The organism is Tissierella simiarum (genome assembly GCF_018917865.1).
GTDB lineage: Bacteria > Bacillota > Clostridia > Tissierellales > Tissierellaceae > Tissierella_C > Tissierella_C simiarum.
This window is the reverse complement of record NZ_JAHLPM010000019.1, coordinates 14,338-30,294: the sequence shown is the minus strand read 5'-3', so window position 1 is coordinate 30,294 and position 15,957 is coordinate 14,338. Positions and strand designations below refer to the sequence as shown.

The 15,957-nt window shown below is 30.1% G+C and carries 24 protein-coding genes; 5 read left to right on the top strand and 19 right to left on the bottom strand.

Annotated elements, in window-relative coordinates:
- Positions 1–36: 36 nt before the first annotated feature.
- The 3 genes from KQI42_RS17410 to KQI42_RS17400 all read right to left on the bottom strand — a co-directional run bounded on the left by KQI42_RS17410 (position 37) and on the right by KQI42_RS17400 (position 2,233).
- Entirely contained in the window at positions 37–198 is a 162-nt protein-coding gene (locus tag KQI42_RS17410) for an SHOCT domain-containing protein (protein ID WP_172463214.1), read from the bottom strand.
- A gap of 676 nt (positions 199–874) precedes the next feature.
- Positions 875–1,339 (bottom strand): RNA polymerase sigma factor, encoded by a 465-nt coding sequence (locus KQI42_RS17405; protein WP_216521629.1) that lies wholly within the window; start codon positions 1,337–1,339, stop codon positions 875–877.
- Between the two features lie 333 nt (positions 1,340–1,672).
- Positions 1,673–2,233 carry a hypothetical protein gene (locus KQI42_RS17400; RefSeq protein WP_216521628.1) on the bottom strand — a complete coding sequence of 187 codons (561 nt, stop codon included), beginning with the start codon at positions 2,231–2,233 and terminating at the stop codon, positions 1,673–1,675.
- A gap of 218 nt (positions 2,234–2,451) precedes the next feature.
- Between KQI42_RS17400 and KQI42_RS17395 the strand changes: the two genes are divergently transcribed.
- Entirely contained in the window at positions 2,452–2,865 is a 414-nt protein-coding gene (locus KQI42_RS17395; RefSeq protein WP_216521626.1) for a helix-turn-helix domain-containing protein, read from the top strand.
- A gap of 67 nt (positions 2,866–2,932) precedes the next feature.
- Positions 2,933–3,451: an ImmA/IrrE family metallo-endopeptidase gene (locus tag KQI42_RS17390; protein WP_216521624.1), complete on the top strand. Its 519-nt coding sequence runs from the start codon at positions 2,933–2,935 to the stop codon at positions 3,449–3,451.
- A 161-nt stretch (positions 3,452–3,612) separates the two neighbouring features.
- Here the strand turns inward: KQI42_RS17390 and KQI42_RS17385 are convergent, their stop codons facing one another.
- The 15 genes from KQI42_RS17385 to KQI42_RS17315 all read right to left on the bottom strand — a co-directional run bounded on the left by KQI42_RS17385 (position 3,613) and on the right by KQI42_RS17315 (position 13,785).
- The gene (locus KQI42_RS17385; protein ID WP_216521622.1) at positions 3,613–4,062 is read right to left on the bottom strand and encodes a C-GCAxxG-C-C family protein; all 450 of its coding nucleotides are present in this window, start codon (positions 4,060–4,062) and stop codon (positions 3,613–3,615) included.
- Between the two features lie 264 nt (positions 4,063–4,326).
- On the bottom strand, positions 4,327–5,040 hold the full coding sequence (locus KQI42_RS17380; RefSeq protein ID WP_216521620.1) for a gamma-glutamyl-gamma-aminobutyrate hydrolase family protein: 714 nt from the start codon (positions 5,038–5,040) through the stop codon (positions 4,327–4,329).
- Positions 5,041–5,095: 55 nt separating this feature from the next.
- Positions 5,096–5,329 carry a thioredoxin family protein gene (locus KQI42_RS17375; RefSeq protein WP_216521618.1) on the bottom strand — a complete coding sequence of 78 codons (234 nt, stop codon included), beginning with the start codon at positions 5,327–5,329 and terminating at the stop codon, positions 5,096–5,098.
- A 17-nt stretch (positions 5,330–5,346) separates the two neighbouring features.
- Positions 5,347–6,363: a permease gene (locus tag KQI42_RS17370; RefSeq protein ID WP_216521617.1), complete on the bottom strand. Its 1,017-nt coding sequence runs from the start codon at positions 6,361–6,363 to the stop codon at positions 5,347–5,349.
- Between the two features lie 17 nt (positions 6,364–6,380).
- Positions 6,381–6,728: an ArsR/SmtB family transcription factor gene (locus KQI42_RS17365; RefSeq protein WP_216521615.1), complete on the bottom strand. Its 348-nt coding sequence runs from the start codon at positions 6,726–6,728 to the stop codon at positions 6,381–6,383.
- A 25-nt stretch (positions 6,729–6,753) separates the two neighbouring features.
- Positions 6,754–7,686 (bottom strand): CobW family GTP-binding protein, encoded by a 933-nt coding sequence (locus KQI42_RS17360; RefSeq protein ID WP_216521613.1) that lies wholly within the window; start codon positions 7,684–7,686, stop codon positions 6,754–6,756.
- A gap of 181 nt (positions 7,687–7,867) precedes the next feature.
- The gene (locus KQI42_RS17355; RefSeq protein ID WP_216521611.1) at positions 7,868–8,278 is read right to left on the bottom strand and encodes an arsenate reductase ArsC; all 411 of its coding nucleotides are present in this window, start codon (positions 8,276–8,278) and stop codon (positions 7,868–7,870) included.
- A 17-nt stretch (positions 8,279–8,295) separates the two neighbouring features.
- Positions 8,296–8,844 carry a DUF2703 domain-containing protein gene (locus KQI42_RS17350; protein WP_343231716.1) on the bottom strand — a complete coding sequence of 183 codons (549 nt, stop codon included), beginning with the start codon at positions 8,842–8,844 and terminating at the stop codon, positions 8,296–8,298.
- A gap of 76 nt (positions 8,845–8,920) precedes the next feature.
- Positions 8,921–9,259, bottom strand: a complete 339-nt coding sequence (locus KQI42_RS17345; protein ID WP_216521609.1) for a hypothetical protein — start codon at positions 9,257–9,259, stop codon at positions 8,921–8,923.
- Positions 9,260–11,038, bottom strand: coding sequence for a TRC40/GET3/ArsA family transport-energizing ATPase (locus KQI42_RS17340; RefSeq protein ID WP_216521607.1), 1,779 nt, complete (start codon positions 11,036–11,038; stop codon positions 9,260–9,262).
- Positions 11,039–11,054: 16 nt separating this feature from the next.
- A complete protein-coding gene (gene arsD / locus KQI42_RS17335) occupies positions 11,055–11,360 on the bottom strand; it encodes an arsenite efflux transporter metallochaperone ArsD (RefSeq protein WP_216521605.1) in 306 nt (101 codons plus the stop codon).
- 112 nt (positions 11,361–11,472) lie between these two features.
- On the bottom strand, positions 11,473–12,537 hold the full coding sequence (gene arsB / locus KQI42_RS17330; protein WP_216521604.1) for an ACR3 family arsenite efflux transporter: 1,065 nt from the start codon (positions 12,535–12,537) through the stop codon (positions 11,473–11,475).
- A 26-nt stretch (positions 12,538–12,563) separates the two neighbouring features.
- Complete coding sequence (locus KQI42_RS17325; RefSeq protein WP_216521603.1) at positions 12,564–12,833, bottom strand: ArsR/SmtB family transcription factor; 270 nt, start codon at positions 12,831–12,833, stop codon at positions 12,564–12,566.
- A gap of 27 nt (positions 12,834–12,860) precedes the next feature.
- Entirely contained in the window at positions 12,861–13,226 is a 366-nt protein-coding gene (locus KQI42_RS17320) for an ArsR/SmtB family transcription factor (protein WP_216521602.1), read from the bottom strand.
- 349 nt (positions 13,227–13,575) lie between these two features.
- Positions 13,576–13,785, bottom strand: coding sequence for a DUF4177 domain-containing protein (locus tag KQI42_RS17315; protein ID WP_216521601.1), 210 nt, complete (start codon positions 13,783–13,785; stop codon positions 13,576–13,578).
- Between the two features lie 296 nt (positions 13,786–14,081).
- Here KQI42_RS17315 and KQI42_RS17310 point away from each other — a divergent pair, with 296 nt between their 5' ends.
- Genes KQI42_RS17310 through KQI42_RS17300 form a run of 3 tightly spaced genes read left to right on the top strand, consistent with a single transcriptional unit; the run spans position 14,082 to position 15,453 of the window.
- Complete coding sequence (locus KQI42_RS17310) at positions 14,082–14,393, top strand: ArsR/SmtB family transcription factor (protein ID WP_216521599.1); 312 nt, start codon at positions 14,082–14,084, stop codon at positions 14,391–14,393.
- Positions 14,377–15,300, top strand: a complete 924-nt coding sequence (locus KQI42_RS17305; RefSeq protein WP_216521597.1) for a permease — start codon at positions 14,377–14,379, stop codon at positions 15,298–15,300. The genes KQI42_RS17310 and KQI42_RS17305 overlap by 17 nt, the downstream gene beginning before the upstream one ends.
- Positions 15,301–15,315: 15 nt before the next feature.
- Positions 15,316–15,453: a hypothetical protein gene (locus KQI42_RS17300; protein WP_216521595.1), complete on the top strand. Its 138-nt coding sequence runs from the start codon at positions 15,316–15,318 to the stop codon at positions 15,451–15,453.
- A 235-nt stretch (positions 15,454–15,688) separates the two neighbouring features.
- Here KQI42_RS17300 and KQI42_RS17295 read toward each other — a convergent pair whose 3' ends face one another.
- On the bottom strand, positions 15,689–15,955 hold the full coding sequence (locus KQI42_RS17295; RefSeq protein WP_216521593.1) for a helix-turn-helix domain-containing protein: 267 nt from the start codon (positions 15,953–15,955) through the stop codon (positions 15,689–15,691).
- Between the last annotated feature and the right edge of the window lie 2 nt (positions 15,956–15,957).

Sequence of the window (15,957 nt, the reverse complement as noted above, 5' to 3'; positions counted from 1 at the left end):
TACACTACCACAAGGTTTCTTCAATAGCTAGTGTTATTACACATATACTTCAGAGAGTTCTGGAGAAAAGGTCTGACGGTTCAATTCATCTATTTTCTCAAATTCTTCATCAGTAATCATTCCCCTATTTAGTAATATATTTAATAATTTTAATGCCATTTTATATTCTACTTCTTTAGATAATTGTTCCTTTGTCATTACTCTTCCTCCATTCTATATATCTTTTTATGTAATTTCTTTTATATTTCTATCTTTACTATCATAAATATCTTTTTTCTCATCTTCTTAATATCACAAAAATAGGGACCGCCTTATTTGGTAAAAACATATATAATATATTGCCTTAAATAGGCGATCCCCATTGCTTCTAATATTAAAATCATAAGATATTTAAAAGTATGTGTTGTACTTAGACACTACTATCCCCAACACATAAAGCCTTATAAAAGTAAAAGGCTTATAGGGCGATTTCATAAACTGAAGCTGGTTTCACTTCATCATAGGAATTTCACCTCCACCGGGATCTCCGCTGGCTACCCCCATTGCGATGTCTGTGGCTGGGCAGAAGTATCATTATAGGCTGATAAGGTTATGGCGAACAATCTACCATAGATTGTTTTTAGGAACAGATGGGTACCGCTCTTTACCTTAGAAGGCCGACTTTTATATAAAAATAAATCTTTTATACAGGTGGTCTTGGCGCATCTTCCTTTGTCGCTTTTCCATCTCTGGCTTATCAGCTAATGTATTTATGAAATCGGATATTAAATTTTCAATGTTCAAATGTTTAATTGTTTTTAAAATAAAAAACAGGGAAGAGAAAAATATCCCTTCACCTGTTTCCACATTTGAAGCCTGTTTTTGAAGTCTAAATTTAAAACTTTTTTATTTTTTCTTCTAATTTCTTTTTTGCAATGTCTATACTGTACTTAATTGCACGAATAGAGCAGTTTTCCATTTTTGCAATTTCTTTTAATGTAAGGCTGCAGTCATAATATAAAAGTAATCTTTTTCTTTGAACATCAGGTAATTCTCCAATAGCTTTCCAGAATAACTTTTTCATTTCTTTTTCTAATATAATTTCTTCTATACCTTTTGGTTTTTCAAAGGCTCTTCTAATTAGTGTTTCATCTGTAAGCTCTGAATGTTCTAGATTCCTTTCATCTGATCGTGTAAGATTTCTATCTCTTTTATTTAATTCAAATAAAGCAGAGTAAATACCAAAATTAATTTCAACTCTTTGATATTCACCATCACCATCTGTAAATGAAACAAAATACTTTTCTTTGTTTTTACCTTTAATTACTTGAAGACCATAACCATTCATAAAATTTGCCATTTCCATTCCTCCAATTTTTTCTTTTTTGTTTTGATTAGAAAAAATCAAAGGATCATGGGTATCTAGCAATATAAGTTTCCCAGCGTTTCATACTGCCTCCCTAATTTTGGGCAATAAAAAAGCCGAGAATAACAAAATGTTATTCTCGGCTCTTTATCTGCCGTATTATTTAGAAGAGGGCATAAATATAGCCCTGGCACTTTTTTCAAATGCCAAGGCTTATTATTTTTCTTTATTTAATTTATGCCATACTCCTCCATAATACATAGTATAGAACACTGCTTGTCCAATGTCAGTACGCAATGAGTATGTATTTAGTATGCAATTAGTCTGCTAGTAAAAATATGAATTTGAAGGTACTGTATATTCGTTATTTTCTATTAATAATTCCTGATATCTTGGAAGCGCATATCCCCATAATGCTATTCCAAAGAGTTTTATTGCTTCTTTTTTCTTTATATAAAAGTTTGATCTCTCCATGCAAAGTGCTTCTAACATTTCCCCCTCTGTCATTGTATATGCTGTAATATAGCATTTTGATAGTATTTCATGATATAACTTTCCATTATGGTGATAATCATAAATCTTTATCATGGCTGTATCTATTAAATCTATCATCCATTTCGTTTCAAAGATACCAGATACTTTCTCCATAAAATCTTCTTTTCTTTCTGTAGGTGCAAAATCATTTAAATAAGTAAGTGCAAGAGATAAATCATTGCTATAATAAGCAGTACATACTTCCTTTACATAATTTACTTCTTTAATTGATGTCCATACTACATCTCGGTAAATTACAAGTAGTAATTTTGCCTTTCTAAAAACCTGTTCTTCATCAAGCTGCATCCCCTCATACATTCTTGAAATACTTTTCATCATCTTAGTTTTTCTCATAATTCTCTATCCCCCTTATTCTACCATTACAACTTTTATATTATGGTAATATTTACAACCATAATTTTTGTTGACAACATGTGCAACTTAAAGTATTATAAATATGCAAGTATCTTGCATTAAATCAATTATATGCAACACACTTTCTATTGTCAATAGATTTGATTAACTTCAATGCAACTATATTGCACATTATAAGCTCTTAAAGGAGGACAAATATGAAATTCGGTGAAAAGCTCCGTGACCTTCGCAAAAAAAATGGATTAACCCAAGCTGAGTTAGCTGAAAAAGCTGGTATTTCTTTACGAACAGTTAATTATTATGAAAGCGGTACGACCTATCCTAAAAATAGAGAAATCTATACAACCCTCGCTAATATATTGGATGTAGATGTAAATTATCTACGAAATGAAGGCGATGAATTTATTGCAAGGGCAAGTGAAAGATATGGTTATCGTGGTGCAAAACAAGCAGAAGAACTTGTGGCAGAAATAGGCGGCTTGTTTGCAGGAGGTGAATTATCTGAATCTGATAAAGATGCAGTAATGCAAGCCCTACAACAGGCCTATTGGGATGCAAAGAAAGAAAATAAAAAGTACACTCCTAAGAAATATAGAAAAGACAGCGATTAATATTTAATTTATGGGTAATCATTTAGTAGACAAATAGGGAGTAGTCTTCTTTTTAGGAGGTGCTGTTTTGATTGACTCTTTTGGAATATTTAAAAAAGCAAATGATATTGTGAAACATATTGGAACAAGGAATGCTTTACAAATTGCAGGTGAGCTTGGTATTAAAATATATTATGGACATTATCAAGAGCTACTAGGGATGTATACCTATCGTTGGAAGCAGCGGATCGTTCTACTTAATAATAACTTAGATGATTGTTTACGCCAGATGGTTCTAGCGCATGAAATAGGGCATGATACCTACCACCGTAATCTAGCTGAAACTGGACTTAAAGAGTTTACTCTATTTAATATGAAAAATGATACAGAATATGTTGCCAATGCCTTTGCTGCACATCTGCTTTTAGATAATGATGAGGTTTTAGAACTTGCAAGAGATGGCTACGATATAGTTCAAATTGCTGGTATTTTAAATTTTGATATAAATTTATTACTGATTAAAATGCAGGAAATGAACAAGATGGGATATAATTTTAATGTCCCATGTCATCCTGAAAGAAATTTTTTTAAGAAAATAAAAGTATAAAAATTCTAAAGTATAAAAATTCTCTCAATTAACTGTCTTTGAGGAAGAACTAGAAATATGAAGTGCACCCCAAAAGTTAGACAATAAATTTAACTTTGTAGGTGCATTTTATATGAACCTTTATATTTAGAAAACGATGTCCTTAGTTTAATTTTTACGCTTTATTTATCTAACTCTCTAACAATCATCCTTGCAACTTTCTCTGCCACTTCCCCAGTGAAAGATATACATTGTTCCATATGTTTAGGAGAGCCAAGTTTCATGTCCTTTGTTAATACTCTACAGCATAGTGATTTATGACTTTTTTTAAACTCATTATGTAATTCATTAGCAAGTTCCATAGTATGATTAACCTTTTCATCCTTGGGTTGAGTTCTTCCAAAGAAAAGTCCTAATGCAATGATTCCACCTGCAACAGCACCACAAGTACACCCCGAGCCACCCATGCCCACTGGAAAACCTGAAGCAGCAGCAATTATAGCATCAGACATCGGTAATTGAAATTCATCCTTTATGGTCTTGACAATGGCCTCTGAACAGTAAAAATCTCCACTCCTATAATATTCTTCTGCCAAATTATGAATTCGTTCAAAATCAATTTGTGTATTCATTTATCTTCTCCTCCTTATTTACTTTAATGCTATTTTAATTTATATAAAAAGTCAATATGAAAGACATAAGTTTATTATGCTATTATTATTGATTTTTTTAATATAGAACTTCATCAATATAGATAATTATAATACCATCTTTTCAGAATAAAATATTCTTTCTATCTTATACAATTTATTAAATAATATTAATTAAGAAATAAAATATATAAAAATATAATAAACCTTTTATATTTTACAAAAAGGAAATCAAAGTATGGTACATTATACTTTGATTCCTTCTTTGTGGCAATATTCAAGAAAGGATGTAAATAGTTTTAAATATTGGGGATACCTTTCTAATAACATCTCTGGATGCCATTGTACTCCAACAACAAATCGATTCCCCTTCATTTCTATTGCTTCTATTATATTGTCTTCAGATATCATTGTTGCTTCAAATGTTTCTCCTACTGTCTTTATTCCTTGATGATGAAAACTATTCACAGCTATTTTATCTACTTGGAAAATATCATATAGTTTTGAAGGGTTAGTAACATTAACTATATGACTAAGCTCATCTCTGGGAAAAACTTCTGTTAATAAGTGATTAAACTCTGTAACTTTCTGACTTAATAAATCTTGATATAAGCTTCCTCCTGTAGCCACATTTAAAACCTGCATTCCTCTACATATTCCCAAAACTGGAATATCTGTATCTAATAAGATTGATTTAGCTAAATCAATCTCAAAGTTATCCCTAGCAGGATCCACTAATTCTAACCCTGCATAAGGCATTTCTTCATAATTAAGTGGATTTATATCCGTTCCACCAGTAAAAATTATACCATCAATTATTTGAATAATTGATTTAATATTACTCAGGTTTTCCACCCTGCTAAGCACAACTGGACAACCACCAGCTCTTTCAACAGCCCGTATATAGTTACCCTGAGTACCTTCACAATTAGTAGCTAGTATACCAATAATTGGCTTCATCTTGATTGCCCCCTTTAAAAATGATTTGTACAGTATGAAGATATTTGGGCTATCTTTATTTTGTTAATATTTTTTTTATTTCTTCTATAGATGGAATTTTACCAATAGCCTTGACTTTTTCATCAACTACAAGAGTAGGAGTTTGCATAACTCCATATTTCATTATTTCCTTAAAATCAGTTACCTTTTCTATAGAAGCATTGACTCCCAGTTCTCCTACAGCTAATTTTGTATTTTCCTCTAGTTTATTACATTTGCTACATCCTGTACCTAATATTTTAATTATCATTTTATATTCCTCCTTATTTATATAAATAGAAATGATAAAGCATTAAATGAATATCCTATAATTAGTATTCCTATTGTTACAATTACTATAAATGTTCCTAGTAGCTTTGGTTTTACTACCTTACTTAACATTGTTATAGAAGGAAGTGATAATGTAGTTACTCCCATCATAAATGCCAATACTGTACCAATACCAACTCCTTTAGCAACTAAAGCTTCTGCTATTGGAATAGTTCCAAATATATCTGCATATATTGGTATTCCAATAAATGTCGCTATTAAAACAGAAAACGGATTGTTTTGTCCTAAAACTTTTTCTATAAATGATTGTGGAATCCAGTTATGAATAGCTGCTCCAATACCAACTCCAAGTAAAACATATAACCAAACCTGCTTAAATATATCCTTAACTTGTTCTTTAGAAAAATCTATTCTTTCTTTACGAGTCATTTCATCAGCTTCAATATCAGCATTTTGTGCTCCCCATACATAATCTTCAATGTGTTTTTCCATACCTAACTTCTCAATAATAGTTCCACCAATAACTGCAAGTATCAAACCTACAACTACATAAGCTATAGCTATCTTCGCACCAAAGAAAGACATCAGTAATAGTAAAGAGGCGATATCTACCATAGGTGAAGATATTAAAAAGGAAAATGTAACTCCAAGTGGCAATCCCGCTGAAGTAAATCCTATAAATATAGGTATACTAGAACAGCTACAAAAAGGTGTTACTGTTCCTAACAATGCACCCAAAATATTTCCTTTTATCCCTTTAAATCTACCCAGTATTTTTCTAGTTTTTTCAGGTGGAAAATAACTTTGGATATAAGATATCATGAATATAAGTACAGATAATAGAATGAAAATCTTTATAACATCATAGATGAAGAAGTGAACACTTCCTCCTATTCTACTGTCCATAGATAGTCCAAATACCTTTTCCACCAACAACTCTACCAAGTCCCAAAGCCATTGCATTTTTAAAAGTTGGGCATTTAACCAACTAAATATTGTTGATATAACATTCATAAAAATCACCGCCTATTTTATTTATTCATACTTGTTAATTCAATATACTTTGCTGCAGCTTTACTTTTCTCTATATCAGATTTTAGAATTGGATAATCTTTTACATTAGAAACTATTTTTTCGAGTATATCTTCAAATAATTTTTCTTCAATATTCAGTGAATAAAAAGTGTATTGTTCTTTTCTCTCATCTTTTACTAGTCCCATATCTCTAAGTCTAGCTAAATGTTTTGATACATTCGGTTGCGATATTCCTGTTATTCCTGTTATCTGACATACACAAAACTCATTGTGAAATAAAAGCACCATAATCCTTAGCCTTGTTTCATCAGACAGTAATTTAAAATAATTCGTTAGTTTATACATATTTACATCCTCTCTATAAAACCCTTTATCTTAATTTCATTTCTTTACCTACTACTTCTTCCCAAGCATTAAATATAGGTCTAATTATCTGAGGTCCTATTTTAGATATTATTACCAATTCAGATACATTTTCTCCTTTATCAGTTGGTTTATAGTCAATTATCTTATTAACAACATCTACTTGATTCCATCCATCTTCTAATTTAAAGAATCCTTTTATTCTATAACTATCCTTTTTTATAATATCTAAAAACTGAGAAAGTCTTTCTTTAGTCAAATCTCCATCATAAGTTAGGGTTAATGTCTTTGGCTTGTTTTCAGGAGTATTAGTAGTATCCTCTGATTTTATCCACTGTTTTTCCATAAGGTCTCTTTCTAAGAAATTATAATCTATCTTTCCATTTATAGATTCAACAATATCTGCTTTATCATTTATTTCTCTAATTTTTGCCTTAACCTTACTTAATTTATTATCATCTATCAAGTCTACTTTAGAGATAATTACTAAATGACAAAATTTGAGTTGTCTTTCAACTGTTTCTATATCTTCTACCTGTTCTAAAAAGTTAACTCCATCTACTATACAAATTGCCCCACTGTAGTTATATACCTCACCTTTTACCATTTCTACAGCTTCTAAAAATTCTCCTATATTTGATGGATCCGCAAGTCCTGAGCTTTCAACGAAAACATATTCCATGTTTCTATCCGCCATCTCTGTTAAAGCGGATACAAAGTTAAGTTGCAGACAGGAGCAGAATATTGAGCCTCTATTTATTTCTACAAGTTCCATTCCTTCCTTTTGGATTATGGTCCCATCTATGCCTACCTTCCCAAATTCATTCATTATTACTGCTACTTTATTTCCTGTTAAGTCATTAAGAACGTTGGTTAGAAAGGTTGTTTTTCCAGCACCTAAGAAACCTGTAAGTAAATATAATTTTGTTCTATTTTTCATTATTTTACCTCCTTGTAATTTAATTCTAACATAATGTCTATATGCCCATATGAGCATATGTCTATATAAGTATATTAACTCTATTATAAATAAATGTCAATAGTCTCATATGAAATTTAATAATTAAAAATCAAGAACATTTTATAAACAAAAAGAGCCAGCATAAGCTAGCCCATCTGTATTATAGTTCTATTTCATTATTTTTAATTCTTTCTACTAAATTCTTTACCTTATCCTCAATTATCTTAGCTGTTTTTATAAACTCTTCATCACTTTTGCCCGTAGGGTCTTCTAATCCCCAATCTTCTTCATGTTTTGAAGGTAAAAAAGGACAAACAACATTACAACCCATTTTTATAACTATATCAACTTCTGGTATATCATTTAGCAACTTAGATTTCTGAGTCTTATTCATATCAACATCATATATATCCTTTATAATTCTTACTGCATCTTGATTAATTTCAGGCTTAGTTTCTGTCCCTGCGGAGTATGAGTCAAAAATATCTAATGCAAATAACCTTCCTAATGCTTCTGCCATTTGAGATCTACATGAGTTGTGAACACATATAAATGCTACCTTAGGTTTCATATCATCATCCTTTCTATTTAGTGATCTTTATTTAATTTATAATTTTTCTCAACAGATTGAAAAAAGTTCCTCAAATTTTCTGGTAATTCATATGCTTCTTTATTATGTTCACTATCTAGTAATATTTTATTATCACCATATACTTCATGAAGAATGGAGTCAATAATCATTGCTTTTGGCGGAATAGTATATTCTTTTCCTTTATAAACCCATACTCGACAATCCACATTATCACCGCATAATTCACCACATGATTCACAAAGAGATTCTCTGACTTCCATCTGAATATCTTTTCCATTTATTCGTATGGTAGGTGAACTAACAAACTTGTATTTTATGGCCATTTCTTTATTGTTAATATGAACTTTGTTTACAATTACTTCTTTATCTGTTAATTTCAATACTTTTTCTACATCTGCAATGGCTTCATTAAGACCTTCATCTGTTCCCTGACATCGATTACAGATATTTAGATCCAAATATAGAAAGTCAATTTTAATTTTATCGTCTTCATTAATTTGACTTTCTTCTATATCCCCACAGCATCCAGTATTACAACACTTCACAATGACACCTCCATATAACTATATCAGAATATTTGATTTTGCCTATATAATAGTTTTTAAATATCTCGATTAAAAGCTACTTATTAATTTCTTCATTAATTTTATCATAAATCATATTATTAGATATTCCACCATGAAAACATACTCTGTTGTTAATAGCAGTTAGGGGTAATCCATAGTTTGCATCTAAAATTTTGTGTACATATTCATATTTGTCAATATCATCTTCTAATACATCTATAAATTTAACTTCTACCTGATCTTTTATTTTTGTTTTATTTATGAAATTAACAAATTCAGAATATAAATCATCCATAGTTGTAGAAGGACCACAAGATCCTTCACAACTACAGCCTCCACCAACTGGAGCATCTTTTACACCAAATATTTCAATTTTGACTTTGCTATCACTCATTTAAATTTCCTCCTCAAAAACCACCTCTGAGATTTGTTCTAACATATCAATTCCTTTAATTTCCTTATCAAACATTGGTATAGTTAATATGTTAGCATTTTCAAATTTTTCTTTTATTTCTTCAATATATGCTAGTTGCATATCTCTTCTCTTTTTAAAAAATGGGCTTTGGGCTTGTTCCTCTGGAATAATTAGGTTTATTGAAACTAATTGAGTCTTTATCCCAAATTCTTCTAGTTCCTTAGATGCTCTATATGCTTCTATCATTGGAGTTTTTTCTGGATACATTACGAAACTAAATGTAGTTTCATCTTCATTTTTCATCATATCCATAACTTTATCAAATCTTTCTTTTTGTAGCTTATCTGCATCACTTATACCTGTTGAAATACCCGCCTTTAGTTGAATTTGCTTACTCCAATCCATTGGTAACTCTAAAAGTCTCAATGTGTGTCCTGTAGGTGCAGTATCGAAGACAATAATATCGAATTCATCACCACTTGCATATTGAATAAATTTTTGAAAGGCTGCCATTTCTTCTGTACAAGGAGAGTTCAGTTCTTCCTCCATTGCTTTAATCGTATCTTCTCCAAATTTTCCCTTAGCCTCATCTAAAATTGAATTTTTGTAATCTTCTGTTGCCTTTTTCTGATCTATTTTTACAGCATATAGATTATTTACTCCATCTATTTTTGTAATTTCATCAGAAACTGGTTTATCTAATACATTTCCGATATGGGCAGCAGGGTCTGTTGTCATAAGCAAAGTCTTAAAACCTTTCTTTGCAGTTTGAACAGCAGTAATGCAAGCCATGGAAGTTTTACCTACGCCACCTTTTCCTGAAAAAAAGATATTTTTTCTTTTATTCTCTTTAGGATAAATTAACTTACCAATATTGTTTGATTTTTCTTTTTCAAATAGCTTTTCTCCACTTTTTCTTAACATTTCTATTCCTTTTAATTCAGAGTCGAAGAGTTCCATTGTGGTAATTGAAATATCTTTAAATACACTTTTCGTTTCCTCTAGATATTTTTGCTGCATATCATATCTAGACTTAAAAAATGGATTTATAGCTTCTTGTTTTGGAATAAAACCATTTACAATAAGACTTGTTGTGTTTATGCCTATCTCTTTTAATTCATTTGAAGACCTTATAGTTTCATCAAGAGATGTTTGTTCTGGTTGCATTACAAATATAAATTCTGTTTTGTTTGGATCTCTTAACTTTGATACAGCATCATCATACTTCTTTTTGCTATCCTGTATTAATGCTACAGGTCCTAAACAAGTTTGCCCACTTCCTTGGGAGCTTTCTTCTATATGCTTGCTCCAATCCACTGGAAGTTCTAGAAGTCTAATTGTGTGTCCTGTTGGTGCAGTATCGAATATAATTATGTCATAGGAGTCATCTTCCATAAAATCAATAAATTTATCAAAGGAAGCCATCTCTTCAGTACATGGACCACTTAATTGTTCTTCAGCAATTTTCAACATTTCTTCATCAAAAAGTTCTCTCATAGGTGCAAGAGATCTTTCCTTATATTCATCTGTTGCTTTATCAGGATTTATTTCCATAGCATAAAGATTGTCTATGCCATCTATTTTGGTAACCTTATGACCTATTTCTTGTTCAAATACATCCGATAGATTTGCAGCTGGGTCGGTGGTTACAATTAAAGTCTTACGCCCCAAGTCAGCATGATAAACTCCAGTAGTACATGCCATAGAAGTTTTACCTACTCCACCTTTTCCCGAAAAGAAAATAAACTTTGTTTCCATTTGAGATAACCTCCCCCTATTTTTGTATTTTTTCTTCCATTTCTTCTAATGTGGGATAATCATGTGTCTTGATTATTTCTCCATTAACTGTAGTAACTGGCAAAACACCTTTTCCTCTACTTTTAACTAATTTAAACACATCTGCATTTTCTTTAAATTTTAAGGGTTGTTGAGTTATCTGATATCTTTCAATTATTATACCTGCATACTTCTTCTTTAGAAACTCAATATTTTCACCTAACTTTACTAATCTTTCATCTGGACTTGGTCCACAAAGTCCTGTTGAACAGCACATTGGCGGTTCAAAAAATTCAATTTTCATTAACTATCATCCTTTCATTTTATGATTATATTTGATTATACTCATGTAGAGTGTAAAAAATTTCGTTATTATTAATTGTTATATATCATGCCAAAAATCAACATTTAATTATCTAATCTTCTTTTACCGTCTTTGGGAACCAATGTCTTGTATTATTCGCTATCTTAACTAATTGAAGCATTACTGGTACCTCGACTAAAACACCTACCACAGTCGCAAGTGCAGCTCCAGAGCCTAATCCAAAAAGTGATATTGCTACTGCTACTGCTAGCTCAAAGAAATTTGATGCGCCTATCATTCCTGCAGGTGCAGCTACATTATGTGGCAATTTCCAAACCTTTGCCCATAGATAAGCAATAAAAAATATTAAGAATGTCTGAATAATTAGCGGTATTGCTATTAATACTATATTAAGTGGATTATCAACAATAACTTGACCTTGAAAAGAAAATATAATTATCAACGTTAATAATAGCCCAATTATTGTTACATTACTAAACTTTGGAATAAAAGTGTTTTCAAAGTATTCTAATCCTTTATTTTTAGTTATTACTGTCCTTGAAATAACACCTGCTGCCAAGGGTATAACTACAAATAAAACCACTGATAAGAATAATGTAACCCAAGGTATAGATATATTACTCATTCCTAATAAAAAAGCAACTATAGGAACAAATCCTACTAAAATAATAAGATCATTTGTAGCAACTTGAACAAGAGTATATGCAGGATCTCCTTTAGTTAAGTGACTCCAAACAAATACCATAGCAGTGCAAGGTGCAGCTCCTAAAAGTACAGCTCCCGCAAGATATTCCGTTGCAAGCTCTGATGATATAAGATTTTTAAAAACAACGTTAAAGAAAAACAATGCTAATCCATACATAGTAAAGGGTTTAATTAGCCAGTTTGAAACCCATGTAACTACAAGTCCTTTAGGATTTTCTCCTACCTTTTTAATACTGTGAAAATCTACTTTTAACATCATTGGGTAAATCATTAACCATATTAGAATTGCTACAGGTACTGAAACATTTGCATATTCAAAATTACCTAAAAATTCAGGTATTCCTGGTAAATATACTCCGATAAGTACCCCTATTACCATACATATGGCTACCCATACTGTAAGATATCTTTCAAAAAAACCAATACCTGATTGTATTTCTTTTTTTGCCATTATAATTCCACCTTTCATATAAATTATTATTTAACTAAGTTGTTAAAATAATCATAGATTATCTTAACTTGTGATTTATTGATTAAATAACTTTTATTTCTTCCTTGTTTTTCTTCTACTATTAATCCCACTTCTCTTAAAGTCTTTATATGATGGGAAATAGTTGATTGCCTTAATTGCAAATTATTTTCGATATCCCCAAAAGTAGATTTCTGCTCTTTTAAGAGATATAGAATTTTTATTCTATTATTATCTGATAGAGCCTTGAAAATTTTTACAATATCTTTTTCTTTCATATTTTCACCACATAAAATACTTCTTTTTTACATAAAAATGATATTATTTATGTCTTTTATATTGTCACAACTCATGCCACTTTCTTTATATTTTAATAATTTTTCAAGCTCCTTAATAAATTTGCTATTTTGGTCCATTTTTTCAATTAGAAATTCATATAATAGTTTGTTTTCTTTAATAAATTCTGGGTTTATTTGATAATATATCCATTGTGCTTTTTTTTCAAAAGTAACAATCCCCTCATTCCTAAGTCTAGTTAAATGTCTCGATACATTGGATTGAGTTGTATCTAAAATAACTTCAATCTCACATACGCATAACTCTTCTTTCCTTAGTAAGTTTATTATTCTTAGCCTATTCTCATCTCCTAATGCTTTAAATAAGTTATCCATTATTTTCACCTCGTAATATTATTATATTCAATTATACTCATATGGTATCCTTCAACATAATTTTTGTCAATATATTTTTGTCTTTTATATTTTATTAAGTGTTAAATTATTTTTATTAAGTATCTAAACAATACTTAATAAATAAACTCAAATTAATTAAATTTATACTTCACTATATTTCACATTAATATGAAAAATGCTTTATATAACCGTATCTTCTTCTATTTTAATAATTGAATACAAACAAGGTAATTATTGAAATTAGCATGGTTTTGTCGGACTTCTTGACCCACGATATATCCAAAATTCTTTATTCAAGTAGCTAACTTCAATATATTTTTTATCAAATTTATTCTTCTATGATCTGTCTTTTAAATGCTATTGAGTCGTTATCTAACTTTGGTGAATATCCTAATGTTGTATACGACCTTTGTAAAAGTCCCACAAGTTCCCAACCATCTTTACCATATTTATTTAATTTTTCTTCTATTGCTAAATCACTATCTATACTTAAAAATTTATCTACTGTAAGCACTTTATATTCCCATTTCATCTGCATTAAATCACCCCTTTTAATTTTTTATTCAAAAAAATATGCAATAATAAATCCGACAAAACCCATTTAAAAAATTAAGTTTTTTAATTAATTTCTATCAAGCATCATATTATATGAATATATGCGATTATGCTCATATAATATGCTTCTACTTTTTAATTGTCAACTTTTTTAAAAACTTATTTTTTAGAAAATGTTGACAAAATTAAAAGTTATGTATATTATAATATTAATTATATCAATTTTTTTTGATATATACATCAATATTTTTTGATATATAAAGAAGGTAGGTGAATTCAATGGATTTACTCGATAAGTATGTTGAATTGTTTAATGCTTTATCAGATGAATTGCGCTTGAAAATCCTTTTATATTTATATGTTAATGGGGAGAGATGTGTGTGCGATATTGGTGATTTTTTTGATATTAGCCAGTCTGGTATTTCATATCATTTAAAGATACTTTGTGATGCTAGCATAATCAAGAAAAGGAAAGTGGCTGTATGGAACTACTATTCCTTAAATCAAGATAATAGTAGTTATAGTATTATAAGTGGTATTTGTAAAAATATTAATAAGGAGGAGTGGATGGATAATGTTTCAAATGAGTAGTTTAATAGAAGTAGGAAAAATGTTTTTATTTCTTATGGGTGAATTATTGCTACTTTTCTTATTAATCAGTTTTATTGTAGCTCTAATCCAAATTTACTTGTCTAAGGAAAAAATTAAAAAGATACTTACTACACCAAGTAAAGGATTAAATAGTATATTAGGTGCTCTTTTAGGTGCTGTAACACCATTTTGTTCCTGCTCAACTGTACCTATTTTAGTTGGATTATTAAAAAGTGGAGCTCCTTTTTCAGGAACGATTTCATTTCTATTAACTTCACCTGTGCTAAACCCTGCTATCATAATATTATTTTTAACCTTCTTTGGATTAAAGGCAACTATCATCTATGCAATGTTTACATTTGTGATAGCAGTTGTAATTGGGTTAATTCTTGATAGATTAGGTTATCACAAAGAAATTAAAAATGTTAGTATCAAAGGTGAAACCTATGATGAACTAGTTTATGAAAATCTTGAAGGGACATTTTTAGAAAAAAATAAAATAGCGTTTAAGCATGCATTTGCTGAATCTTTAGTATTACTTAAACAAGTAGTTCCATACTTAGTGCTTGGTGCTGGTATAGGTTCATTTATCTATGAGTTCATACCTCAAGATTTACTATCCAAATTTGCTGGAAAATCAAATTTATTGTCAGTGCCTGTGGCTGCCATAGTTGGTATACCTATGTATATAAGAACAGAAACTATGATACCAGTGGCAAGAATACTTATTGATAAAGGTGTAGGTTATGGTACAATGGTAGCCCTTATAATAGGTGGTGCTGGCGCAAGTATACCTGAGCTTTCCATACTGAATTCAATATTTAAAAAGAAAATGATGATTGCATTTATTCTTTCTATTTTCTTTGTAGCAGTTATAACAGGATATGTATTTAATATAGTAATGTAGTGGGAGGTGATATTAATGAGTGAAAAAAAACAATCCTTTTTTTCAAAAATACGAAAGCCTAAAAAATCTTCCTGTTGTTCTATGCAAATTATTGAAGAAACTACTGATGAAGAAAAAAAGAATGAAGAACAAACAAAGAAGAAAGAGGATTAATTGATTAAATACAGAAAGAATAATTGTATTACTTCTTTCTGTATTTTTCTTGTTAGTCATGACCATAAATATCAGCAATATTATACAATTAACTTTAGTATATTGTTCTTTTTCTGATGTTAAATAAATTCTTAAAGTGAGTCCTTCTTGTAGGTTCATTATGAACTCCACCTCGGTCCATGAAAAAGACAAACTACCCCCTTGGTGGATAGCTTGTCTTTTTTATTATGCTTCATTATTTTTTCAAAAAATATCTATTAGATGAATTACTCCCATTCTCCCTATAACGCGGTTCTTTGGTTAATAGTCCACACCGTATAAGATCAGCAATGCCTCTCTTCACTGTACTCCTTGACATAGAAGTTTCCTTTGCAATGGTATTTATAGCTGGCCAGCATTCACCCTTTGCATCACTTCTATCTTTTAGATACATATACACTGTTTTAGCACGAGTTGGAAGCTCATCTGATGAGTAGGAATAAATTGTTCCAAAATAACTCAAAT